20 protein-coding genes and 1 pseudogene are annotated in these 22,929 nt (G+C 73.9%); 8 read left to right on the top strand and 13 right to left on the bottom strand.

Annotated features, from left to right (window positions below):
- Nucleotides 1–181: 181 nt before the first annotated feature.
- Nucleotides 182–853, top strand: coding sequence for a TetR/AcrR family transcriptional regulator C-terminal domain-containing protein (locus ACWPXV_RS14340; protein WP_454085849.1), 672 nt, complete (start codon nucleotides 182–184; stop codon nucleotides 851–853).
- Nucleotides 854–871: 18 nt separating this feature from the next.
- Here the strand turns inward: ACWPXV_RS14340 and ACWPXV_RS14335 are convergent, their stop codons facing one another.
- The 6 genes from ACWPXV_RS14335 to ACWPXV_RS14310 are packed head-to-tail and all read right to left on the bottom strand — an operon-like array spanning nucleotide 872 to nucleotide 9,473.
- The gene (locus tag ACWPXV_RS14335) at nucleotides 872–1,516 is read right to left on the bottom strand and encodes a pentapeptide repeat-containing protein (RefSeq protein WP_454085848.1); all 645 of its coding nucleotides are present in this window, start codon (nucleotides 1,514–1,516) and stop codon (nucleotides 872–874) included.
- The gene (gene ybaK, locus ACWPXV_RS14330; RefSeq protein WP_454085847.1) at nucleotides 1,513–2,007 is read right to left on the bottom strand and encodes a Cys-tRNA(Pro) deacylase; all 495 of its coding nucleotides are present in this window, start codon (nucleotides 2,005–2,007) and stop codon (nucleotides 1,513–1,515) included. Before ybaK ends, ACWPXV_RS14335 begins: the two co-directional genes overlap by 4 nt.
- Nucleotides 2,004–4,661: a DEAD/DEAH box helicase gene (locus ACWPXV_RS14325; RefSeq protein ID WP_454085846.1), complete on the bottom strand. Its 2,658-nt coding sequence runs from the start codon at nucleotides 4,659–4,661 to the stop codon at nucleotides 2,004–2,006. The genes ybaK and ACWPXV_RS14325 overlap by 4 nt, the downstream gene beginning before the upstream one ends.
- A gap of 27 nt (nucleotides 4,662–4,688) precedes the next feature.
- Complete coding sequence (locus ACWPXV_RS14320; protein ID WP_454085845.1) at nucleotides 4,689–6,245, bottom strand: metallophosphoesterase family protein; 1,557 nt, start codon at nucleotides 6,243–6,245, stop codon at nucleotides 4,689–4,691.
- A 25-nt stretch (nucleotides 6,246–6,270) separates the two neighbouring features.
- The gene (locus tag ACWPXV_RS14315; RefSeq protein WP_454085844.1) at nucleotides 6,271–7,803 is read right to left on the bottom strand and encodes a patatin-like phospholipase family protein; all 1,533 of its coding nucleotides are present in this window, start codon (nucleotides 7,801–7,803) and stop codon (nucleotides 6,271–6,273) included.
- The gene (locus tag ACWPXV_RS14310; protein WP_454085843.1) at nucleotides 7,800–9,473 is read right to left on the bottom strand and encodes a GMC oxidoreductase; all 1,674 of its coding nucleotides are present in this window, start codon (nucleotides 9,471–9,473) and stop codon (nucleotides 7,800–7,802) included. The genes ACWPXV_RS14315 and ACWPXV_RS14310 overlap by 4 nt, the downstream gene beginning before the upstream one ends.
- Nucleotides 9,474–9,648: 175 nt before the next feature.
- Here ACWPXV_RS14310 and ACWPXV_RS14305 point away from each other — a divergent pair, with 175 nt between their 5' ends.
- Both ACWPXV_RS14305 and ACWPXV_RS14300 read left to right on the top strand, forming a co-directional pair.
- Entirely contained in the window at nucleotides 9,649–11,478 is a 1,830-nt protein-coding gene (locus ACWPXV_RS14305; protein WP_454085842.1) for a S8 family serine peptidase, read from the top strand.
- 112 nt (nucleotides 11,479–11,590) lie between these two features.
- The gene (locus tag ACWPXV_RS14300; RefSeq protein ID WP_454085841.1) at nucleotides 11,591–13,030 is read left to right on the top strand and encodes an alanine/glycine:cation symporter family protein; all 1,440 of its coding nucleotides are present in this window, start codon (nucleotides 11,591–11,593) and stop codon (nucleotides 13,028–13,030) included.
- Here ACWPXV_RS14300 and ACWPXV_RS14295 read toward each other — a convergent pair.
- From ACWPXV_RS14295 to ACWPXV_RS14285, 3 genes are read right to left on the bottom strand one after another with little or no spacing between them, the layout of a single operon-like run.
- Nucleotides 13,027–13,428, bottom strand: coding sequence for a VOC family protein (locus ACWPXV_RS14295; protein WP_454085840.1), 402 nt, complete (start codon nucleotides 13,426–13,428; stop codon nucleotides 13,027–13,029). The genes ACWPXV_RS14300 and ACWPXV_RS14295 overlap by 4 nt on opposite strands.
- Nucleotides 13,425–13,718, bottom strand: a complete 294-nt coding sequence (locus tag ACWPXV_RS14290; protein ID WP_454085839.1) for an ArsR/SmtB family transcription factor — start codon at nucleotides 13,716–13,718, stop codon at nucleotides 13,425–13,427. The genes ACWPXV_RS14295 and ACWPXV_RS14290 overlap by 4 nt, the downstream gene beginning before the upstream one ends.
- Before the next feature lie 32 nt (nucleotides 13,719–13,750).
- Entirely contained in the window at nucleotides 13,751–14,335 is a 585-nt protein-coding gene (locus ACWPXV_RS14285; protein ID WP_454085838.1) for a TetR/AcrR family transcriptional regulator, read from the bottom strand.
- An 81-nt stretch (nucleotides 14,336–14,416) separates the two neighbouring features.
- Between ACWPXV_RS14285 and ACWPXV_RS14280 the strand changes: the two genes are divergently transcribed.
- Nucleotides 14,417–15,544 (top strand): MFS transporter, encoded by a 1,128-nt coding sequence (locus ACWPXV_RS14280; protein WP_454085837.1) that lies wholly within the window; start codon nucleotides 14,417–14,419, stop codon nucleotides 15,542–15,544.
- Here ACWPXV_RS14280 and ACWPXV_RS14275 read toward each other — a convergent pair.
- The 4 genes and pseudogenes from ACWPXV_RS14275 to ACWPXV_RS14260 all read right to left on the bottom strand — a co-directional run bounded on the left by ACWPXV_RS14275 (nucleotide 15,545) and on the right by ACWPXV_RS14260 (nucleotide 19,484).
- Nucleotides 15,545–17,064: pseudogene (locus ACWPXV_RS14275) on the bottom strand (ATP-dependent DNA ligase).
- A 93-nt stretch (nucleotides 17,065–17,157) separates the two neighbouring features.
- On the bottom strand, nucleotides 17,158–17,616 hold the full coding sequence (locus ACWPXV_RS14270; RefSeq protein WP_454085836.1) for a hypothetical protein: 459 nt from the start codon (nucleotides 17,614–17,616) through the stop codon (nucleotides 17,158–17,160).
- A gap of 204 nt (nucleotides 17,617–17,820) precedes the next feature.
- Nucleotides 17,821–19,209 (bottom strand): bifunctional 3'-5' exonuclease/DNA polymerase, encoded by a 1,389-nt coding sequence (locus ACWPXV_RS14265; RefSeq protein ID WP_454085835.1) that lies wholly within the window; start codon nucleotides 19,207–19,209, stop codon nucleotides 17,821–17,823.
- Nucleotides 19,092–19,484, bottom strand: a complete 393-nt coding sequence (locus ACWPXV_RS14260) for a hypothetical protein (RefSeq protein ID WP_454085834.1) — start codon at nucleotides 19,482–19,484, stop codon at nucleotides 19,092–19,094. Before ACWPXV_RS14260 ends, ACWPXV_RS14265 begins: the two co-directional genes overlap by 118 nt.
- Nucleotides 19,485–19,569: 85 nt before the next feature.
- Between ACWPXV_RS14260 and cmtR the strand changes: the two genes are divergently transcribed.
- The 4 genes from cmtR to ACWPXV_RS14240 are packed head-to-tail and all read left to right on the top strand — an operon-like array spanning nucleotide 19,570 to nucleotide 22,929.
- Nucleotides 19,570–19,929, top strand: coding sequence for a Cd(II)/Pb(II)-sensing metalloregulatory transcriptional regulator CmtR (gene cmtR / locus ACWPXV_RS14255; RefSeq protein WP_454085833.1), 360 nt, complete (start codon nucleotides 19,570–19,572; stop codon nucleotides 19,927–19,929).
- A complete protein-coding gene (locus ACWPXV_RS14250; RefSeq protein ID WP_454085832.1) occupies nucleotides 19,926–21,842 on the top strand; it encodes a heavy metal translocating P-type ATPase in 1,917 nt (638 codons plus the stop codon). The genes cmtR and ACWPXV_RS14250 overlap by 4 nt, the downstream gene beginning before the upstream one ends.
- Nucleotides 21,843–21,855: 13 nt before the next feature.
- Nucleotides 21,856–22,680 (top strand): PhzF family phenazine biosynthesis protein, encoded by an 825-nt coding sequence (locus ACWPXV_RS14245; RefSeq protein WP_454085873.1) that lies wholly within the window; start codon nucleotides 21,856–21,858, stop codon nucleotides 22,678–22,680.
- A 12-nt stretch (nucleotides 22,681–22,692) separates the two neighbouring features.
- Complete coding sequence (locus ACWPXV_RS14240; protein ID WP_454085831.1) at nucleotides 22,693–22,929, top strand: hypothetical protein; 237 nt, start codon at nucleotides 22,693–22,695, stop codon at nucleotides 22,927–22,929.

Genomic DNA, 22,929 nt, shown 5'->3' with positions numbered 1-22,929 from the left:
GGAGCCGTGACCGACACGTGCTGGCCCTCAGTGGCCATGAGCGTTCCTTCCGAGCAGGGGAAGCGGTGTCGTACTTAGTACGGTAAGATTAGCGTACTAAGTACGGGAGCGGAAGGGGCGGGGAGTGGCGGAGGTCGGGCGAACGAGCGAGGTGGATCGTGCTCCGCTGAGCAGGGAACGTGTGCTGGACCGTGCCATCGCGGTGGCGGACGCGGGAGGCCTGGGGTCGCTCACCATGCGCTCGCTGGCCACGGAGCTCGGGGTCAAGCCCATGGCGCTCTACCACTACGTGGCGAACAAGGACGAGATCCTCGACGGCATCGTCGACCGCGTCTTCGGGGAGATCGAGCTCCCTGCGGCTGGCGGTCACTGGCGGGAGGAGGTCACCCGCCGGGCGGAGTCCGCACGCGGGGTCCTGCGGCGCCACCCCTGGGCGATCTCGCTCATGGAGTCGCGGTCCGCCCCCGGCCCCGCCACCCTGCGGCACCACGAGGCCATGCTCGACACCCTCCGTAGTGCGGGCTTCTCCCTGGCGATGACCGGGCACGCCTACGCCCTCCTGGACGCCTTCGTCTACGGGTTTGCGATCCAGGAGGCGGCGCTGCCCTTCGACCGGGACGCCGCTCCCGAGGTTGTGGCGGACATCGCGGCACAGCTCCCGGCCGAGGAGTACCCGCGCCTGCACGAGTACGCCCACGGGCGGGTAATGGCCCCGGGCTACGACTTCGGCAACGAGTTCACCTACGGCCTCGGGGTCGTCCTCGACGCCCTCGAGCGTTCGCTCGGCGACGGCGACGGCGACGGCGACGGCGATGGCGAGGTGCCGACCCCCGGGATGTCGCCGGCGCGATGACCCGGGCGCTCGGTCGGCTCAGCCGCCGAGGGTGATGCCCAGCTCGCGAGCCAGCGCGGGCAGGAGGGCGATCGCGTCCTCCTCGGCGACGCGGGCGCCGCGCAGCCCGCTCACCCCGCCGACGCCGTCGAGCCGGCAGCCGCGCAGCTGGACGTCGCGGCAGCGCAGGCCGGACAGCTGGGCGCCGCTGAGAGTGCAGTCCTCGAGGAGGACGACGTCCATGACCGTGTCGGTGAAGGTCGCCTCGCGCAGGTCGCAGCCGCGCAGGACGACCCCGCGCAGCTGGGCGCCGTGCCAGCTCGTCAGCGTGCCCTGCACCCCCTCGAGGAGCACCGAGCGCAGCCGCACCCCGGCCAGCAGGGCACCGGTCATCCGGGCCTCGCGCAGCGAGCAGCGCAGCAGCGAGCCGTCGCGCCACACGAGGTTGGCGAGGTCCGCGCCGTCGAGCCGGCAGTCGGCGAGCGTCACCCGCTCCCACTGGCCACCGCCCGCCCGCATGCGGGACAGGTCGCTGTTCTCCACCTGCGCCTCGTGCAGGCCGGGCAGGACGGCGCCGGTGAGGTCGACGCCGGCGGTGGTCGCGTCGTCGAGCGTGGTGACGTCGCCCGCTTCGAGGTGCGGGGGGACGTCGGGCTCGGGCACGGTGTGCCGGGCGCGGCTCACGGCCGTCCCACCCGCGCGGTCGTGGCGCCGGTGAGGGCGACGAGGTCCGCCGGGGCGAGCTCGACGTCGGCACCGCGGCGGCCGGCGCTGACGAGCACCGTCCCGTGCGCCAGGGCCGACTCGTCGACGACGGTGGGGAGCCGGCGGCGCTGCCCCAGCGGGGAGATGCCCCCGACGACGTACCCGGTGGCGCGCTCGGCGGCCGCCGGGTCCGCCATGGTGGCGCGCTTGCCACCGACGGCGGCGGCGAGGGCCTTGAGGTCGAGCTCGCCGGTGACCGGGACGACGGCGACGACGAGCGCGCCGTCCACCTCGGCCAGCAGCGTCTTGAGGACGCGCGCGGGGTCGACGTCGAGCGCCTGGGCCGCCTCCATCCCGAAGGACAGCTCGCTGCGCGGGTCGTGGACGTACTCGCGCACGGTGTGGACCACCCCGGCCTCCTGGAGGACCCGCAGGGCGGGCGTGCCGGACGGCGCGGCCCGGCGGCTCACCGCGGCCCCACCCCGAGCACCCGGACGACCGCGCCCTGCGCCGCGTCGCTCGCGTCGAGGTCGACGACGGCCCAGATGCCCCAGTCGTGCTCGCCCTCGGGGTCGTCCAGGGTCTGGCGCACGAGCCACAGGCGACCGTCGCCCGCCAGCGCGAGGGCGGCGTCGTCGTCCTCGGGCAGGCCGGCGCGGAGGAGGTCCTCGCGGGAGGGGCGCTCGTCGATGGTGACGAGCGAGGCGGCGCGGGCGGCGTTGTCGGTGCCGAGCCAGTCGTAGTCCTGCCAGTACGGGTCCATCGCCTGCGCCCAGCGCTCGGCGTCCCAGCCGTCGGCGCCGTGCATGGCGCCGAGCGGCTCGTAGTGCTCGCGGGCGAGGAGCTCGACGCGCGTGAACAGTGCCTTGCGGATCGTGACCCGGAAGCCGTGGCGGTTGCGGGTGAAGGCGACCGGCTCGCCGTCCTCGCCCTCCCCGAAGCGGCGCTCCACGCCGTCGGCGGAGTCGGCCGGCGCGACGGGCTCGCCGGCGCCCATGAGGGACTCCCACTCGTCGAGGAGGCTGGAGTCGACCGAGCGGATGTGGTCCCCGAGCCAGCCGATGATCTCCTCGACCTCCTCGGTGCGGGCGCGGTCGGGCACGACCTGGCGCAGCGCCCGGTAGGCGTCGGTGAGGTAGCGCAGGACCACGCCCTCGCTGCGCCCGACGTCGTAGCGGGAGACGAGCTCGGAGAAGGTCATCGCGCTCTCGACCATCTCGCGCACGACGGACTTCGGCTTGAGCTCCTGGTCGCCGACCCACGGGTTGGTCTGGCGGTAGGTGGCGAGCGCCGGCTCGAGCATCTCGGCGAGGGGGCGCGGCCAGGTGACCTGCTCCAGCGCCTCCATCCGCTCCTCGTACTCCATGCCCTCGGCCTTCATCGCGCCGATCGCCTCGCCGCGCGCGTGGCGCTGCTGTCCGTACAGGAGCGGGCGCGGGTCCTCGAGGGTGGCCTCGATGACGGAGACGACGTCGAGGGCGAAGTCGGGGGAGTCCTCGTCGAGGAGGTCGATGGCGGCCAGCGCAAAGGGGGACAGCGGGGCGTTGAGGGCGAACTCGCGCGGCAGGTCCACGGTGAGGTGGACGTAGGGCTCTCCGGGGTGGGCGCGGCGCCAGGCGGCGTCGCGGTGCTCGACGACGCCCGCGGTGCGCAGCGACCGGTAGATCTCCGCGGCGCGGCGCAGGTGGGAGTTCCAGGTGGTGGGCGGCTCGTGGTTGTCGGTGAGCAGCCGGTACATCGCCGTGACGGGGTCGCCCGGGCGGGCGAGCACCGAGAGCACCATCGTGTGCGTCACGGAGAACTGGCTGGTCAGCGGCTCCGGCTCGGCGTCGCGGAGGCGCTCGAAGGTCTTGTCGGTCCAGTTGACGACGCCGGACGGCGCCTTCTTGCGGACGATCTTGCGGCGCTTCTTCTCGTCGTCGCCGGCCTTGGCCAGCGCCTTGGCGTTCTCGATGACGTGCTCGGGGGCCTGGACGACGACCTCGCCGGTGGTGTCGTAGCCGGCCCGCCCGGCGCGGCCGGCGATCTGGTGGAACTCCCGGGCCGTGAGGTGACGGGAGCGCTCGCCGTCGAACTTCGTCAGCGAGGTGAGGACGACGGTGCGGATCGGCACGTTGATCCCCACCCCCAGGGTGTCGGTGCCGCACACGACGGCGAGCAGGCCGGCCTGGGTGAGGCGCTCGACGAGCCGCCGGTAGCGCGGCAGCATGCCGGCGTGGTGGACGCCGATGCCCAGGCGCAGGAGACGGGACAGGGTCTGGCCGAAGCCCTTGGCGAAACGGAAGTCGCCGATCGCCGTCGCGATCTGGTCGCGGCGCTCGCGGGTGGCGACGGTGACGGACGTCAGCGACTGCGCGCGCTCGACGGCGTCCTTCTGCGCGAAGTGGACGACGTAGACGGGGGAGCGGCTCTGCTCGACGAGCCGCTGGAGGAGGTCCTGGATCGGCTCGAGGGAGTAGTCGAAGGTGAGCGGGACGGGCCGTTCGGCGCCCGAGACGACGGCGACCTCCCGGCCCGTGCGCCGGCTGAGGTCACGCTCGAAGAAGGAGACGTCCCCGAGCGTGCCGGACATGAGGACGAACTGGGTGTTCGTCAGCTCGAGCAGGGGCACCTGCCAGGCCCAGCCGCGCTGCGGGTCGGCGTAGAAGTGGAACTCGTCCATGACGACGACGCCGACGTCCAGCCCGGCGCCCTCGCGCAGCGCCTGGTTGGCGAGGATCTCCGCGGTGCAGCAGATGATCGGCGCCTCGGGGTTGATCGCGGAGTCCCCGGTGACCATGCCGACGTTGTGGGAGCCGAAGAGCGCGACGAGGTCGAAGAACTTCTCGGAGACGAGCGCCTTGAGCGGGGCGGTGTAGTAGGTGCGCTCGCCGCGGGCCAGGGCGACGGTGTGCGCGGCGAGCGCGATCATCGTCTTCCCCGAGCCGGTGGGCGTGGAGACGATGACGTGCGAGCCGGTGGTGATCTCGAGCAGCGCCTCCTCCTGGTGCGGGTAGAGCACGCGGCCGGTGCCCTCGGCCCAGGTGGTGAAGCCCTCGTAGAGCGCGTCGGCGTCGAGCGCGCCGTCGGCGGCCGCCTCGTCCTCGAGGCGGTCCAGCAGGGCGTTGAGCTCGTGGGTGGTCACGCCGTCAGTCTCGCAGAGAGGTCTGACTCAGTCGGCGGCCGGCGTCTCCGCCATGAGGTCGCGCCACGACCACTGCCCCTCGCCCACCCGGGTGCCGACGACGTGGTCCTCGAGGGTCGGCTCGAGCTCGTGCTCGGCGCACCCGGTGACGCCGAAGCACCGGATGCGCAGCTCACCGGGCCGGGAGTCGATGCGCAGGAAGCTCTTGAACAGCGGAGGGTCGGGCAGGTCCCAGTCGAGGTACTCGGAGAAGAGGCGGTAGAAGAGCCCGCGCGGCTGCGGCAGGACGAACCGGGCGGCGAGACGGGCCCGGAGGCTGACCCTGGCGGCCTGGTCCTCCTCCCGGGTCGGCTGGACAGTCCCGCCGAGATGCTCGGACATGAGAGCCGGAGCCTGCTCGCGAGGCACGACGAACACCCCCTTGCCGCGGCCGAACCTCCGGTCGAAGAGGACGGAGTAGGTGGCCAGGGAGTCACCGCGCCGCGGGTAGCACCTGAAGTGCGACTCCGTGCAGCCGCTGTTCTCCGGGGTGACGAGCGGGATGGTGTGGGTGGCCTTGGTGTAGGCGCCCCCGGCGCCGCTCACGATGTACTGCACGGTCCGGCCGTCGTCGGAGACCTCGTAGCGCTGGTAATTGTGGATGTCACCGCCGATGACGGCGATGTACCGGTTCTCAGCGTTCTCGACGAGCGCGTTGACGGTCCTGTCCGGCCCGTCCATCGGCACCTCCTTGCGGCGGGCGTTGGCGATGAGCGGCTTGCCGGTGAGCAGGATCTTGTCCTTGTCGAGTGCGGAGACCGTCCGCAGCCAGGCGGCCTGCTCGGCGTCCAGGGCGCCGTCGATCCCCGTGTCGATCCCCACGAGGAGCAGGTCGTGGAGCTCGATCGCGAAGTAGGGGCCCGGCTGGTTCGAGACGTGTGGCCGCAGGGTGCGCAGACGCTCCAGCTCGTCCTGGGCGGTCTCGGACGCCTGGCGCCAGAGGAAGCGGTGCAGCAGCCGCTTCCACAGGTTCGGCTCCTGACGTGCCGGTGGCCGCATGTCGGGGTCGGCGCCGCAGAGCAGCGTCATGAACCCGTGCAGGCCGTCGTACCAGTCGTGGTTGCCGGGGACCGCGTAGATCGGGCCGGGCAGGCCCTGGTAGGGGTGGAGGAACTTGTCCTCGTAGTCGCTGACGTCGCCGGCCGGGTAGATGACGTCGCTGACGATGTAGGTGAAGGAGGTGCCCTCGGAGGTGGCGAGGAGCGGCCGGACGACGTGGTACTGCGAGTTGTCCCCCTCGCCGGTGTCGCCCAGGACGAGGAACGACACCTCCTCGCGGTCGGCGAAGCTCCCCACCGTGAGGTTCTCCTCGACGCCGTCGCGTCGCCGCTGCGCCTGGACCCAGCGATGGCGTTCCGCCGCGACGACATCGGTGAGCACGCGGGAGAGGCGGTCGTTGCGGGACAGCCACAGGGGCCGCGGGGAGAACCACGAGAAGCGGCCCGGCACGTACCCCTCCCGGTACAGGTCGCTGATCTCGGCGCGCTCGCCGCAGCCCCACCCCGCAGCGGCGGCGGAGGTGCGGGAGGAGAGTGGGGCCGGCATGACGGGACCTTTCTCGCGTCGTCGTTCACAACCCTCTGGGGGCGTCCGCCGGGCTGACGTACACGTCCCAGACCTGGCCGAGGAAGAGCCGCCCGAAGCGGGCGAGGGCGGCCCAGCGCTGGACGGCCGAGTCGCCCCGTGCGCGGAAGGTGGTCAGCTGACGCGCGAGCGCCGGGGGAGTGATGCGGAGGATCCCGGCGGCCACGGTCTCGGCGTCCTCGGCGTCGTCCCAGCCGACGTGACCGCGCAGCAGCCGGGTGTACAGCGTCGTCGTGTCGGCCCACATGTCGGGCCCGGGGTCGTCCTGCACCACCTTGTGCCCGAGCAGGGTGAGCGGGAACCCGCCCGAGTCGGTGAAGTGCAGCCGGTAGAGCATCCGTTTGCGCGCCGGGTCGGACTGGTCGACGAAGAGGTTGAAGGTGCCGCGCTCGACGGGGAAGCGTCCCCCCAGGGGCGCGTACTCCACCCAGCCGTGCGCCGTCGCCTCGTGCTCGGGGGAGGCGACGAAGCGGTCGAGGTCCCGGACGACGATCGTCAGCTTGAAGCGGAGCCGCTCCTTCTCCCGGGCGCCGACCACCGCGCCGTCGCGGGGGTCCTCGACGCCCCAGGCGGCGAAGCCCGTCATCACCTCGGTGAATCGGACGCCCGTGCTGGACGGGCGGTTCAGCGCGTCACCCGCCGGGCGGGTGGGGATGCCCCGTTCGGCACACCAGCGGCGGCCGGCGGCGACGCCCAGCTCGACGGCCATGCGCATCCGGTCCCGGCGGAAGTTGAAGAGGTAGTGGACGGGAACCTCGGCCTGCAGCAGCTTGACCTCGATGTGACGCCCGAACTCGCCCCCGCCCGTGGCCGCCCAGGCGGCGTTGCTGCGCTCGATCCGGTCGAGGTCCGAGCTCAACCGGCTGTTCGCCGCGGCCTCGATGACCTGGAAGTACTGCGAGACGAGGCCCGCCCGCCACGTGCCGCGGCGGCTCACCGTCCAGATCACCCACAGCTCGTCCGCGCCGCGGCGCGCCGCCTCGACGAGGTTCGCGTCGGTGGCGAAGACGGCGTCGATGTAGGTGTGGCCGTCGATCGTGACGGGCGGGAACCACATGGGCAGGGACACCGCCGACACCAACCGGTCCTCGTCCATCTCGGCGGCCTCGGCAACGACGAGCTCGTGGGTGGTGAAGTCGTAGAGGTTGAACGTGGCCTCCCGCGGCGTTGCCCGGATGGCGTTCCAGTCCAGTCCCCAGCCACCCAGGACGTTGCGCCGGAAGCGCTCGAACTTGAGCACCGAGGGGGCGAACGGCCCGCGGAGCAGCCCGCGCACGTTCGGCTCCACGGCGCCCATGGGGGCGTAGCGCCGCCAGCCGTCCGCGATCTGGCGTCCCGTCATGCCCTGCGCCCACATGGCGAGGTTGAAGACCCCGCCGCTCGCGCCGTCGGCGTGGTCGAACTCCAGACCGGCCTCGTCGAGCCAGACCTGCAGCACACCGGCTTGGAAGGCGACCTTGGTGCCGCCCCCGGCGAGCACGAGGGAGCGCCGGGGCGAAGGGGCGGGCTGGTTCATCATGCGCTCCGTTCGATCATCCGGGCGCTGAACCGTTCGGCCAGCGCGGCGATGGTGAGGGCCGGGTTGGCGCCGACCGGGCCGGGCATCACCGACCCGTCCGCGACGAAGAGCCCGGGATGGCCGAAGACCTCGCCGTGGTCGTCCACGACTCCCTCGCGGGCGTCGCGCCCCATCGGGCAGCCGCCCAGCGGGTGCACGGTGACCACCCGCCCCAGGCGCCAGGTCGGGTTGAGCTTGAGGCGGGCGTCCAGGGCGGTGGCAATCGCGGACATCGTCGCGACGAGGCGGGCGAAGTAGCGTGCCGAGGTCGCCGTTGTCCAGTCGACGTCGAGCCAGCCGTCGCGCAGGCGCATCCGCCCGTCCGGGACGTCGCGACCCATGCCCAGCAGCGGCAGGGTGGCCGCCGAGGCCTTCGTGCTGCCCAGCAGGGCGGCCATGCGCGCGGACAGCTGGCTGCGTGGTGAGGCCGTCACCGCGTCCAGCGCCCGGTTGAGCAGGAGCCACGCCCCCCGGCGCGCCGGCCCCCAGGCGTGGGCGGTCTCCAGCATCCAGCCGACGAACTCGGGGTACCCGCCGTCCTGGACGAAGTGCCCCCGGCCCTCCTCGCCGTCGAGGGAGTCACCCACCCGCACGGTGCTCGTGATGACGGGTCCACGTGAGGGGTCGACGAGTCGGGACCTGTTGCCGGTGACGAACCCGAGCAGGTCCCCGTTCCCGCAGAAACGGCTCCCCAGGCGCGGGCTCAGGCGGGGCAGGCCGGTGCGGCTCCTGAGCAGGAGGTAGGTGCTGCCCAGTGAGCCGGCGGACACGACCACCACCTTGCTGCGCCACTTCTCGACCGGCAGCGCGGCGGTGTCCCACGGCACGCCCTCCTGCTCGGGCCGGTGCCGGACGACGTCCACCACGTAGTGGTCGTCCTCCCAGGCGATGCGGCGGACCTCGCACCGGTCCTCGATGCGGGCGCCGGCCCGCTGTGCCGCGGAGAGGTAGGTGTAGTCGGTGGTGTTCTTGCTGCCGAAGTTGCAGCCGGTGTCGCACTCGCCGCACAGGCGGCAGGCGTAGCGCTGGGCGTGGTGCAGGTTGTCCTGCGGGTCACCGACCGGGATGCCCGGCACCGGCTCCGGGTCGCCGAAGGAGACGGCGAGGTTGGGCAGGGACCAGGACAGGCCCGCGCGCCGGGCAGCGGACTGCATCGCGAGCGTCTTGGCGGTCCGGTCGTAGGGCGCCCGGTCGAAGGGGTAGGGCGTGGCGCCGAGCATCTGCTCGGCCTTCTCGTAGTGGGGGACGAGGTCGTCGTAGGTGACCGGCCAGTGCTCGGACCGCCCGGCCCCGGTGGCATCCTGGGCGAACCACGCGGGCGGTTTGCGCAGGAGCACGTTGGCGTAGATGAGCGAACCGCCGCCAAGGCCGCTCGCGACGACCGCCTCCAGGCCGCGGAAGGACCAGAGGTCGAAGAGCCCGTGCAGGCCCTCGCTCGGGTCCCAGAAGTTGGTCGCCAGCTCGCGCGGGCTCCGGGCGAAGGACCCGGGCGGGTAGCGCTTGCCGCGCTCGAGGACCGCCACGCTGCGTCCGGCCTGCGCGAGCCGGCAGGCACTGACGGCGCCGCCGAAGCCGGAGCCGATGACGACGGCGTCGAGGATCTCCGCCCCGCGGAGCGTTGCGAACGACATCGGACCGTCCCCCCTTCCCCGCGCGGTGGACGGCCTCGGCCACCGCTGGGCGATGTGACGTAGATCATAGCCGGGCCGGTGGAGAAGGGGAAGGCGGGGCGACCGGGAGCCCGCCCGCGCCGGTGTCAGTGGGCACTCCTACGCTCGTCACAGGCACCGACCTGAGGGGGCAGCCATGGCGACGACGACCGGTCGCGACTTCCCGGAGCGCGTCTACGCGCTCTGCCAGCCGGGCGGGGCCGCGGCCACGCTCTTCGAGCCGGGGCAGGTGGTGACGGCCCAGACGGTGGAGCGGTTCTACGCCACCGAGGCGGACGTCGCCCGCACCGTCGCCGCGCTGACGGAGGCGGGCTTCGAGGTGCTCCACACCTCCCGGCTCCTCGTCAACGTCGCCGGGCCGCCGGAGCTCTTCGAGGAGGTCTTCGGGCGGCGGCTCTACACGGAGGAGCGGGAGGTCATCAAGCCCGGGTCCGTGCGGGACACGGGCACCTTCATCGACTCCGAGGGCGGCGCGGTCGCCGGCCTGCTGGAGACGGCGGGCTCCGCGCTCGCCGACGTCGTCGCGGCCGTGGCGATCGAGGAGCCGTACTACCCGGCGTCCGTGCTGCCCGGGCCGGTGCCGTCGGCCGACCCTCCCGCGGCGGACTACTGGCACCTCACGCTGCCGGACCAGCTCGCCACCGCGCTGCGGGCCGACGGGCCGCACCGCGACGGCGTGACCGGTGCGGGCGTGCGCGTGGCGATGGTGGACACCGGCTTCCAGTCCCACCCCTTCTTCACCTCCCGCGGCTACCGGGTGGAGCCCACGGTCCTGGGCCCCGGCACGGCCGACCCGGAGGTCGACGAGAACGGGCACGGCACCGGCGAGGCGGCGAACGTCTTCGCCGCTTCCCCCGACGTCACGCTGCTGCCGGTCAAGGCGGCCACGGCCTCCGGCGCGCTCGTCAACGTCACGGCCGCGTTCACGGCCGCGGTGGCCCTGCGGCCGGACGTCCTGACGAACAGCTGGGGCTCCGACCAGCCCGGCCCGCCCCTCAGCGCCGCAAACCAGGCGCTGGCGGCGGCGGTCGCGGCGGCGGTGGCCGGCGGCGTCGTCGTCGTCTTCTCCGCGGGCAACGGCTCGTGGGGCTTCCCAGGGCAGCACCCTGACGTCATCTCCGCAGGCGGGGTCTACCAGGGCCCCGGCGGCGAGCTGCGCGCCTCCGACTACTCCAGCGGCTTCGTCTCCCGTGTCTACCCGGGCCGGCGGGTGCCGGACGTCAGCGGATTGGTCGGCCTGCTCCCCGCGGCGATGTACCTCATGCTCCCCGTGCCGCCGGGCTGCGCCATCGACCGCGGCCTCGCCGGCGGCGCCCACCCCGAGGGCGACGAGACTGGTCCCGACGACGGGTGGGCGGCCTTCAGCGGCACCTCCGCGGCCGCCCCGCAGCTCGCCGGGGTGTGCGCACTGCTCGCCCAGGCGGCCCCCGGCACCGCGCCGGACCGGGTGCGGGAGGTGCTCGCCGCGACGGCGCGTGACGTCACCGCCGGGACCAACCACCCCGAGTTCGGCGAGCCCGCCGGGCCGGGGCCGGACCTCGCCACCGGGCCGGGGCTCGTGGACGCGGCCGCGGCGCTCGCCGCGCTGGGGGACGGCTCCGCGGGGGGTGAGACGGCTGTGGCGCTCGTCATGCTCCGGTCGCCGTCGGGTGAGGAGCCGGCCTCCTTCAGCGCCGCGACGAGCAGCGAGTGGGTGCCCGCTGCTGGCACCGTCCGGGAGGTGGCTGCCGCGCTCGGGCAGGCCGGGTTCACGGTCGGCCCGGCCTCGGGACCCACCCTCTCGATCGCCGCGCCGCCGGCCGTCTTCGCGCGGGTCTTCGCCACCGAGCCGGTACGCGCGGACGACGGCGGGTGGACAAGCGAGCGGGGCGACTCGCTGCCGCTGGACGCGCTACCCGAGCCGCTGAGGGAGGTGGTGCGCGCCGTCGTCCTCGAGCGGCCGGCCGAGCTCCACACCGGCCCGTGAGCGGCGGCGCCCCGCGCGCCGTCGTCCGTGACGGGGAGTAACGTGCCCGCGTCGCGTCGCCCGCCCGGGTGACCATCGCCGTGGGGAGTGGAACGTCGACTCGCTCAACAGCGTGCTGGGAGACGTCAGCAACGGCCTGTACACCTACGTGCTCGTCGCCCTGCTCATCGGGGCCGGCATCTACTTCACCGTCCGCACCCGGGCGGTCCAGGCGCGGCTCTTCCCGCGATCGATCGCCGTCATCGCGCGGTCGCGCGGCGAGAGCCACGGTGGCATCAGCTCCTTCCAGGCCTTCGCCATCGGGCTCAGCTCGCGGGTGGGCACCGGCAACATCGCCGGTGTGGCCATCGCGCTCGCCCTCGGCGGGCCCGGTGCGATCTTCTGGATGTGGATGGTCGCGCTCGTCGGCATGGCCACCGCCTTCATCGAGGCGACGCTCGCCCAGATGTACAAGGTGCGCTGGCGCGACGGCACCTTCCGCGGCGGGCCCGCCTTCTACATCGAGCGCGGCCTCGGCTCGCGGACGTGGGGCGCCGTCTTTGCCGTCCTGCTCATCTTCGTCTTCGGGTTCGCCTTCGAGATGGTCCAGGCCAACACGATCGCGGCCACGCTCGAGTCCGGGCACGGCGTCCCCGCGTGGGTCTCCGCCGTCCTCCTCGTCCTCCTCACCGCGCCCGTCGTCTTCGGCGGGATCCGGGCCGTGGCGCGGGTGGCTGAGCTCATGGCGCCGCTCATGGCCGTCGTCTACATCGTCATGGCGCTCGCCGTCATCATCCTCAACCTCGGGGCGCTGCCCGACGTGATCGGGATGATCATCCGCGGGGCCTTCGGGCTGGACGAGGCGCTCGCCGGCACGGGTGGCGGGCTGCTCGCCGCCGTCCTCAACGGCGCCCGCCGCGGCTTGTTCTCCAACGAGGCAGGCATGGGCTCGGCGCCCAACGCCGCGGCCACGGCCACGGTGCGCCACCCGGCGCAGCAGGGCCTCATCCAGTCCCTCGGTGTCTTCGTCGACACGATCCTCGTCTGCTCGGCGACGGCCTTCATCGTCCTGCTCGCCGGCCCCTCGGTCTACACGCCCGGCGAGACGGGCGAGGAGCAGGGCGCGGCCCTCACCCAGGAGGCCGCGGCGGCCTCGCTCGGGGACTGGGTGACGCTGCCCATGACGGTCCTCATCTTCGTCTTCGCCTTCTCCTCGATCCTCGGCAACTTCTCCTACGCGGAGTGCAACGTCGACTTCCTCACCCGCCGGCGCTGGGCTCCGTTCGCGCTGCGCACGCTCGTCACCCTCGCCGTCCTCGTCGGGGCGCTCGCCGAGCTCGCCCTCGTGTGGACGGTGGCGGACATCGCCATGGGGCTCATGGCGATCGTCAACCTCGTCGCGATCCTCCTCCTCGGGAAGTGGGCGCTCGGCGCGCTGCGGGACTTCGAGCAGTTCCGCAGCGGCAGGACGCGGGTCTTCCTCGGGCGAGACAACCCGCTGCTGCCCGGCGACCTGCCAGGCGACGTGTGGGTCTCGCGCGAGGAGGTCCCGACGGCGGACCGCGTGAGCTAGCCCTCGGTGGGCTTCATCATGGCGAGCTGGATGAGGTTGCCGCACGTGTCGTCGAGGACGGCGACGACGACCGGCCCGTAGTCGGTCGCCTCCTGGGTGAACTGCACCCCGAGGGCCTTGAGGCGCTCGACCTCGGCGTGGACGTCGTCGACGGCGAACTGGGTCCAGGGGATGCCGTCGGCGACGAGCGCCTCCTTGAAGACCTTCGACGCCGGGTGGCCGTCCGGCTCGAGCAGGACCTCCACGCCGTCGGGGTCGGCGGGGGAGACGACCGTCAGCCAGCGGGCCTCGCCGGCGGGGACGTCGGTCTTCTTCGTGAAGCCGAGCTTCTCGGTGTAGAACTTCAGGGCCTTGGCCTGGTCGTCGACCAGCACGCTCGTGACAATCACACGGATCATGGGACGGGTTCCTCTCGGGTGGGCCAGCGCTCGGTGATCGAGCGCAGCGGCCGGGTGTCGATGTGGTGGAACTTGTACCGGCCCTCCCGCCGGGTGCGGAGCAGGCCCGCGTCCTCCAGCGCCGCGAGGTGCTGGGAGATGGCCTGCCGCGAGGAGGTCGAGCCGTGCTTCATGGCCAGCCGGCCGCAGATCTCGAAGAGGGTCTGCCCGTCGCGCTCGGTCAGCTCGTCGAGGATCGTGCGCCGGGTGGCGTCACTGAGTGCCCTGAACAGGACGGCGTCGTCGTCCACCACTCCTTTATAGGCAAGTCGCGACTTGCGTGTCAAGACCTTTCGGCCGTGCTCCCGCGGTGCGCGTGCACCGCCGACTCGGCCAGCCGGCGGCCGACGGCGACGGCGGAGGTCGGGGCGCCGCGGAGGAAGCTCGCGAGGGTCCCGTTGTAGACGAGGAGGACCTCGTCGGCCAGCTCCTGTGCCGTCGCGCCGGCGACGGGGCGGGCAAGGTGGAGGAGGCGCTCGGCGAGCAGGGCGGTGTCGGCCGCGACGGCGTCGGCGATCTCGCCCTCTGTCGCGGTGTGCTCGGCGGCGGTCGCGAGGAAGGCGCACCAGCGGGTCGTGCGGTCCTCGCGGTAGGCCGCGAGGGCGTCGAAGAGTGCCAGCAGCCGCGACGTGTCGTCGCCCGCCGCGAGGACGTGCGCGTCCCACACCCGCTGCCAGTCCGCGAGGCGCCGGCGCAGCGCCTGCGCGACGAGCGCGTCCTTGCTGCCGAAGTGGGCGTACATCGTGGCGGGGGAGACCTCGGCCTGGCGGAGCAGCTCGTCGACGGGGGTGGCGCGGATGCCGCTGCTGAACAGGACGGACTCCGCGGCGTCCAGGAGGCGGTCGCGGGCGGACGGGCGAGTGGGCATTGTCCTACCGTAACGACCGTTTCGCCTGAACGCCAGTTTCGGCATACGGTAACGACCGTTACGAACCGAGGAGGTGCGGGGATGGCACGTGTGGTGCTCAGCGGCATGGCTCTCATCGCGGCGACGTACGGGCTCGCGCGCTTCGGCTACGGGCTCTTCCTCCCGCGGCTCGAGGAGGCCTTCACGCTCGGGCCGGCCGTGTCGGGGACGGTCCAGGCCGACAGCTTCCTCTCCTACTGCCTGTGCGCGCTGCTCGCCTCACGGATGGGGGCGCGGCCGCGGACTGTCGTGGCGTGGGCGGGCGTCACGGCGTGCGTGGGGAGCCTCGGAGTGGCGCTCGCGCCGAGCGCCGTGACTCTCGCGCTCAGCGTCGTCGTCGCCGGTGCGGGTGCAGGGTTCGCGACGCCGGGTCTCGTCTCGGTCGTCGAGCGCGACGTGGCCCCGGAGCGCCAGGAGACCGCGCAGACGGTCGTCAACGCCGGCACCGGGGCGGGGATCGTGCTCGCCGGAGGGCTGGCGCTCGTCGCCGGGAGCCAGTGGCGCCTCGCCTGGGTGGCCATCGCCGCCGTCTCGGCGGTCGCGACGGTCGCCAGCCTGCGCGCCGACCGGGCCGACCGCGGGGAGCGGAGGCACCCCTCGGGCCTCACCCGCGGCGCTCTCGGGCAGCTCGCGAGGCCGCTCGCGGCCGCCGCGCTGGCGGGGTGCTCGAGTGCCGCGGTGTGGACCTTCGGCCGCTCGCTCATGGCCGGGTCGACGTCCGACGGCGGGTCGATCGCCGCGTGGATGGTGCTCGGCGCGTGCGGCGTGCTCGGCGCCGTCGCCGGCCCGCTCGTCCAGACCTGGGACCTGCGCACCGCGTGGGCTCTCACGTGCGGGGCGATGGCGGCCTCCACCGTGACCCTCGGCCTCATGCCGTCCGGGGTGCCCGCCGTCGTCGCCGTCGGCGTCTTCGGCGCGAGCTACACCGCGATGTCCGGCGTCCTCATCGTCTGGGCCGTCCGCGTCCTGCCGGAGTCCTCGGCGGCGGGCACGGTCGTCCTGTTCATCGCGCTGGCGCTCGGCCAGGCGGCGGGGTCGGTGCTCGTCGGCTCACTCCTCGGTGCGACGTCCGCGGCTCTCGCCTTCCCGGTCGCCGGTGCGGTCGGCGTGGTCGCGACCCTCGTCGTCGTCATGCAGCCTGAGCGACGTGACACAGCGGCGGTGAGCTGATCAAGGGCCCAGGGTGCGCACGGTGTCGAGGGTGTCGGCCTCGGCCGGGGTCTTGTCGTCGCGGTAGCGCAGCACGCGCGCGAAGCGCAGCGCGACGCCGCCCGGGTAGCGGGGGGAGCGCTGCACGCCGTCGATGGCGATCTCGACGACCTGCTCGGGCCGGACGTGGACGACGTGGCCCTCGCGGTGCGTCTCGAGCGCGAGGAAGCGCTCGGTCTGCCACTCGAGCATCTCGTCGGTCATGCCCTTGAAGGTCTTGCCGAGCATGACGAAGCCGTCGCCGTCGCGGGCGCCGAGGTGGATGTTGGAGAGCTTGCCCTGGCGCCGCCCGCTGCCCCACTCGACGGCGAGGACGACGAGGTCGAGGGTGTGGCGCGGCTTGACCTTGACCCATGCGGCGCCACGGCGGCCGGCGTCGTAGGGAGCGGTGAGGTCCTTGAGGACGAGGCCCTCGTGGCCGAGCGCGAGGATCTCGCGGAAGAAGGCGTCGAGCTCGGCCTGGTCCGCGGTGACCCGGCGGGGGACGAGCGCGGAGGCCGGGACGACCTCCTCCAGCGCGGCGAGGCGCTCGCGGGCGGGCGCGGTGACGAGCGTGGTGCCGTCGCGGTGGAGGAGGTCGAAGAAGAAGACGGTGAGCGGGGTGGTGCCGGCGGCGCCGTCGTGGCTCCCGGTGCGCGAGGCCGTCTCCTGGAAGGGGCGGGGCCGGCCGGACGGGCCCAGGGCGATCGCCTCGCCGTCGAGGATGAGCTCCTCGGCGGGCAGCGCGCGGACGACGTCGACGATCTCCGGGACCCGCTCGGTGATGTCGTCCAGCGAGCGGGTGAAGACGGCGACCTCGTCACCGGCTTTGTGGACCTGGACCCGGATCCCGTCGATCTTGCCGTCGGCGGCGACGGTGCCGCCGTCGTCGTCGCGGAGCTTGGCGAGCGCGGCGGCGAGGTCGGGGCGGCGGAGGCGAGCATGGGGCGGACCGGCTGGAGCACCGCGGGGCGGAAGTCTTCGAGCGCGTCGACGCCACCGGTGAGGGCAGCGCGGGCGACCGGTCCGGTGAACGCGCTGAACATCGCGGCGCGGCGGACGGCGGTGACGGGCACGGCGGTGGCGTCGGCGATGGCCTCGATGAGGAGGGAGTCGAGCGCGCCCTGGCGCACCTCGCCGAGGATGAGGGCGCGCAGGAAGAGCTGCTCGGCCTCGGTGAGCGCGCCGAAGAGGGTCGCGACGGCGGTGGCGCGCCCGGCCTGGGAGCCGGTGCCGGCGAGGGCGGAGACCGCCTTGAGCTGCGCGTCGACGTCGGTGGGCGTGAGGGAGGGAGCCGGTGCGGGTTCGGGGAGCTCGGCGAGGCTGCGCCACCCGACGCCGGTGCGGCGCTGGCGCACGCGGCCGGAGAGATAGGTGGCGACGACGTCGATCTCGTCCTCCTCGGCCTCCCGCAGCGTCGCCGCGAGAAGAGCACGCTTCTCCAGGCGGGAGCGCGTGGCGGCGACGGCCGTGGAGGTCTCGGCGAGGCGCGCGAAGAGCATGCGCCGAGTGTGGCAGCGCGGCTGGGCTGCCGCGCGGTGTCCGCGGGCGGCGTCCTGGTGTGCGCGGACTCGAGCACCTCGACGGTGCCCTGGTCAGCCGCGCGCCGGCGTTGAACCCTCCAGCCGACGGATCGCCGTCCGGCGGACGAAGTAGCGGCGGGCGGTGACGCCTTCGCGCCAGGGGATGTCGCTGATCTTCCACTCCTCGGCCGCGAGGTCTGCCTCCGTGGCGCCGCGCTCCGCGAGCCAGCCGGCCCAGGCCGCGTCGGCCGCCTCGGGCAGCGCCGGGGGGACGACGCAGGCGAAGAAGTTGTTCTCCCGCGACGTGACGCTTCCGAGGAGGTCCTCGCAGGCCTCCGCCTCGGTCGGCCACACCCGCCGAGAGGTCTCCTGCCCGCGCTCGAGGTAGGCGACGACCCAGCCCTCGGCTCGCTTCTCGATGAGGTGGATGTCGTCGGGGAAGCCGCCACCGAGGTTGTGCCCGGCTGCGCCAAGTGAGTCGAGAAGCCGGGTCAGGGACTCGACGGTCAGCGGCTCCTCGTGCGTGGTCACCGGGCCAAGGTACCTAGCCGGCGCTGGGCCACCGGCTCAGCGTCAGGGCGCCGTCGCGGGGAGGAGTCCGGCTGGCGGCGGGAGGGACGGGGGGAAGCCGGCTCTCAGTACCAAGGCAGCTGTCGGCGCTGAGGGGGCTGCGGAGGGAGGGGGCCGGGCGTCACCCGGCTGTCGGTAACACGTCAGCTGTCGGCGCGTGGGGGGCTATTCGGCGTCGGCGTAGGACTTCACGACGGAGACGTCGAGGGGGAAGTCGACGGGGAAGTCGCCGAAGAGGAGCCGGCCGGCGCCGGCGGCGGACTCGCGGACCGCCGTCGTGACGTCGTCGGCCAGGGCGACGGGGGTGTGGACGATGACCTCGTCGTGGAGGAAGAAGACGAGGTGCGGGCTGCGGCCGGCCCCGCCGGCGCCGCCGATCGCGCGCAGGCGGGCGCGCAGGTCGGCGAGCCAGCCCCGTGCCCACTCCGCGGCGGTGCCCTGGACGACGAAGTTGCGGGTGAAGCGGCCCCAGTCGCGGGCCAGGCGGCGGGCGCGACGGCGGTCGTCGTCGGTCGCCTCGCCCTCGTGCTGCCTGTCCTGCACCGCCTTCCACGCCGGCGGGGGAGCGGGGGAGGTGCGGCCCAGCCAGGTGCGGACGGTGCCGCCCACCTCCCCGCGCATCGCGGCGCCCTCGACCACCGCAGTGGCGCGCGGGAAGGCGCGCAGCAGGCGGGGCGCGAGGTCCCCGGCGGCCCCGGTGGTCGCGCCGTACAGCGCGCCGAGCATGGCGACCTTCGCGTGCGCGCGGGTGTCGATGACGCCCTGGTCGACGAGGCCCTGGTACAGGTCCCCGCCGCGGGCGGCCCGCGCCATCGCCTCGTCCCGGGCCATCGCCGCGAGGACGCGCGGCTCGAGCTGGGCGACGTCGGCGACGACGAGCGTCCAGCCCGGGTCCGCGACGACGGCGCCGCGCACCTGCTTGGGCAGCTGCAGCGCCCCGCCGCCGCGGGTGGCCCAGCGGCCGGTGACGACGCCACCGGGGACGTAGTCCGGGTGGAAGCGCTCGCGGCCCGCGCCCGGGGGACCGGGCCGCACCCACTCGTCGGCCCAGACCCAGCCGTTGGCGCTGTGGAGGCGGGACAGCTTCTTGTACTCGAGCAGCGGCGGGACGGCGGGGTGGTCGACCTGCTCGAGCTCCCACTTGCGGGTGGTCTGCACGGAGATCCCCGCGCTGTGCAGCGCGCGCAGCAGCGCCTGACCGGACTCCGGGTTGAGCTTCGGTGCGTCGAGCGCACGGCGGACGTCCTCGGCGAGCGCCTCGAGCACCGGCGGCCGCGCGCCGAGCGGCGGGCGCGGGCCGAGCACCTCGGTGAGCAGGTGGTCGTGGGCCGCGCGGTCCCACGGCAGGCCGTCGTGGCGCATCTCGGCGGCGACCAGCGCCCCGGCGGACTCGGCCGCGAGCAGGGTGGCGAGCCGCCCGGGCTCGCGGCTCGCAGTCACGGCCTCGCGCTGGCGCAGCCGCTCGGCGAGGACCTCCTCGGCGGGCAGGGTGAGGGACTCGAAGAGGGTGGGTGGGGCGTCGGGCCGGTCCTCCGGCTCTCGACGTCGTCCCACAGGTCCGACGGCGGTGGCGCGTCGACCGCGCGGCGCAGGATGGTGCGGCACAGGCGCAGGTCGAAGCAGCGCTCCACCCGCGCGCCGCCGCGCAGCAGCCGGGCGTAGGTGGTCGACGTGTCGGCCCACACCCAGCGCGGGCGCGAGGCGGCCTCGAGCTCGGCCACCCTGGCGGCCAGCGCGTCAGTGGGCACGACGGACGCGGCCGGGGCGGCGCCGTCGTCGAGGACGGTGAGCCGGACCCCGCCGGTCTCCTCGGCCACGACGATCTCCACGCCCCGAGCCTACGGCGGCGCACCGACACGGGGCGCCGCGTGTGGGCCGCTCTGGACATGTCAGCGTGTGCTGTATGGTCAGCGCATGCTGACCATTGCCTCGCGGCTGGACGTGATGAACCGGTTGGGCCGCGCGATGGCCGACCCGACCCGCTCCCGGATTCTCATGACCCTGCTCGACGGCCCCAGCTACCCCGCGGTGCTTGCCCGTGACCTGGGCCTGACCCGGTCGAACGTGTCGAACCACCTCACGTGTCTGCGGGACTGCGGGATCGTCGTGGCCGAGCCCGAAGGCCGCCAGACGCGGTACGAGATCGCCGACCCCCACCTGACGGCGGCGATGACCGCTCTGGTCGAGATCACCCTGGCCGTCGACGAGAACGCTCCGTGCGCGGATGCCACGTGCACGGTGCCCGGCTGCTGCCCGAGCGGGACCGTGGCATGAGTGCCACCACCCACGCCCCCGTGGAGCAGCACGAGAGCGACGACGAGCACGACGCTCCCTGGTGGCGTGACCGCGCCGTCATGATCCCTGTCGCCTCGGGCGCGGCGTTCGTCGCGGGCGTGGCCTGCGAGTGGTCCGGCGCCCCGACCGCGGCGCTGGTCCTCTACTGGGTCGGCCTGCTGCTCGGGGCCTCCACGTTCGTCCCCGGTGCGTTGCGCAAGCTCGCCACCGGCAGGCTCGGCATCGCCCTGCTGATGACGATGAGCGCCACCGGCGCCGTCATCCTCGGCCACGTGGAGGAGGCCGCGGCCCTGGCCTTCCTCTACTCCATCGCCGAGGCCCTCGAGGACCGGGCGATGGACCGCGCACGCGCCGGGCTGCGCGCACTGCTCAGGCTCGTGCCGCAGAGCGCCTCCGTCCTCACCGACGGCCACACCCTCACCGTCCCGGCTCGTGACCTGGTGCCCGGGCAGGTCATGGTCGTCCGGCCCGGGGAGCGCGTCGCCACCGACGGCACCATCCGGACCGGGCACAGCAGCCTGGACACCTCGGCGATCACGGGTGAGTCCATTCCCGTCGAGGTCGGCCCGGGCGAGGCGGTGTCCGCCGGTGCGATCAACACCACGGGGGTTCTGCAGGTCGAGGTGACCGCGGCCGGCACGGACAACTCCCTCACCACGATCGTGGCTCTGGTCGAGCAGGCCCAGGCCGAGAAGGGGCAACGCGCCCGGCTGGCCGACCGCATCGCCCGGCCCCTGGTACCCGGCGTCCTGGTCCTGGCGGTGCTCGTCGCGCTCATCGGCTCGCTGGCCGGTGACCCGCAGACGTGGATCACCCGCGCCCTGGTGGTGCTCGTGGCCGCCTCCCCGTGCGCGCTGGCCATCGCGGTGCCCATCACCGTGGTCTCCGCGGTCGGCTCGGCCACCAGGTTCGGCGTCATCATCAAGAGCGGGGCGGCCTTCGAGAGGTTCGGCGACGTCGAGCACGTCGCCCTCGACAAGACCGGGACCCTCACGAGGAACCGGCCCACCGTCACCGCCGTCGTCCCCACCGCCGACGTCACCGAGGGGCAGGTCCTCGCCTGGGCCGCCGCGCTCGAGCAGCACAGCACCCACCCGCTCGCCGCCGCGATCACCCACGCCGCCCCCGCGACCCCCGCCGGCCAGGGCGTCGCCGAGGAGGCCGGGCACGGCATCCGCGGCACCGTCGACGGCCACCAGGTACGGGTCGGCAGCCCCCGCTGGGTCGACCCCCGCCACCTCACCGAGCGGGTCCGCGACCTCGAGGCCCAGGGCATGACCGTCGTCGTCGTCCACCGTGACGGCACGGTCGCCGGGGCGATCGGGGTGCGTGACGAGCTGCGCCCCGAGGTTGCCCAGGTCGTCGAGACCCTGGCCGGCCGCGGGATCGCCGTCACGATGCTCACCGGGGACAACGAGCGCACCGCGCGTGCCCTCGCCGCGCAGGCCGGTATCGACGACGTGCGCGCGGAGCTGCGCCCCGAGGAGAAGTCCGCCTCCGTGCGCGAGCTCAGCGCCCACCGGCCCACCGCGATGATCGGTGACGGGATCAACGACACCCCCGCCCTGGCTGCGGCCGACGTCGGGATCGCCATGGGAGCCACCGGCTCCGACGCCGCGATCGAGTCCGCCGACATCGCCTTCACCGGCGAGGACCTGCGCCTCCTGCCCCAGGCCATCGCCCACGCCCGCCGCGGTCGGCGCATCGTCAACCAGAACATCGCCCTGTCGCTCGTCATCATCGCCGTCCTCCCGCCGCTGGCCGTCACCGGTGTCCTCGGCCTGGCCGCCGTCGTGCTCGTCCACGAGCTCGCCGAGGTGCTGGTCATCCTCAACGGCCTGCGTGCGGCACGGACCCACCACGCCAGCACGCTCGCAGACCGCCGCGACTAGGGTGTGCCGCATGCTGCAGCGGCGTTTCCTCCAGGTGGACGTGTTCGGGGCCGAGCCCTACGAGGGCAACCCGGTCGCCGTCGTCGTCGACGGGCAGGGCCTGTCCACCGAGCGGATGCAGCGCTTCGCGGCATGGACCAACCTCTCCGAGACCACCTTCCTCCTCCCGCCCACCGACCCCGCCGCGGACTACCGGGTGCGGATCTTCACCCCCGGCACCGAGCTTCCCTTCGCCGGCCACCCGACCCTCGGCTCCGCGCACGCGTGGCTCGCCTCGGGCGGGACCGCGGCGACGGCGGGGCGGCTCGTCCAGGAGTGCGGCGTCGGGCTCGTCGAGCTGCGCGAGTCGGGCGGGCGCTGGTCCTTCGCCGCGCCCGCGCTGCGCCGGTACGAGGCGCCCGACGACGAGACCCTCGCCCGCGCCACCGACGCCCTCGGGCTGGACCCGCGCGACGTCGTCGCCGCGTCCTGGCTCGACAACGGCCCGCCCTGGCTGGCGCTGCGGCTGCACTCGCGCGAGGCCGTCCTCGCCGCCAGGCCCCGCTACGACCGCTTCGGCGACCTCCACCTCGGCGTCGTCGCCGCGCCCGGCGGTGAGGGGACCGCCGTCGAGGTCCGCGCCTTCGGCGCCGACTTCACCGAGGACCCGGTCACCGGCAGCCTCAACGCCGGCCTCGCGCAGTGGCTCACCGACACCGGCGTGGTCACCGTCCCCTACGTCGCCGCGCAGGGCACCGCGCTCGGCCGCGCCGGCCGGGTCCACGTCACCGCCCCCGACGGCGCGCTGTGGGTGGGCGGGCGGACGACGACGGCGATCGCCGGCACCGTCGCGCTCTGACGGCGGGTGGACATGGACTCCTGGCCACTGTGGGTGCAGTGGATAGTGCTGCTCGTCGTCGGAGGGACCTTCCTCGCCAGCTCCTGGTGGCTGGCGCTCGCCCGAGCGCGGGCCGCCGGCGTCGAGCCCGCGACGTGGGGTGAGAGGACCCGGACGCTCGTCGGGGCGCTGCGCCTGGCCGACTGGGCGGTGCTCGTCCTCCTCGTCGTGTTCCTCGTCCCGCTCGTGGTCCGGACCGTCGCGCTCTGA

The organism is Georgenia sp. Marseille-Q6866, from assembly GCF_965111665.1.
Note: the sequence above shows the minus strand (reverse complement) of the source record. Positions and strands in the feature narration are given on the sequence as shown.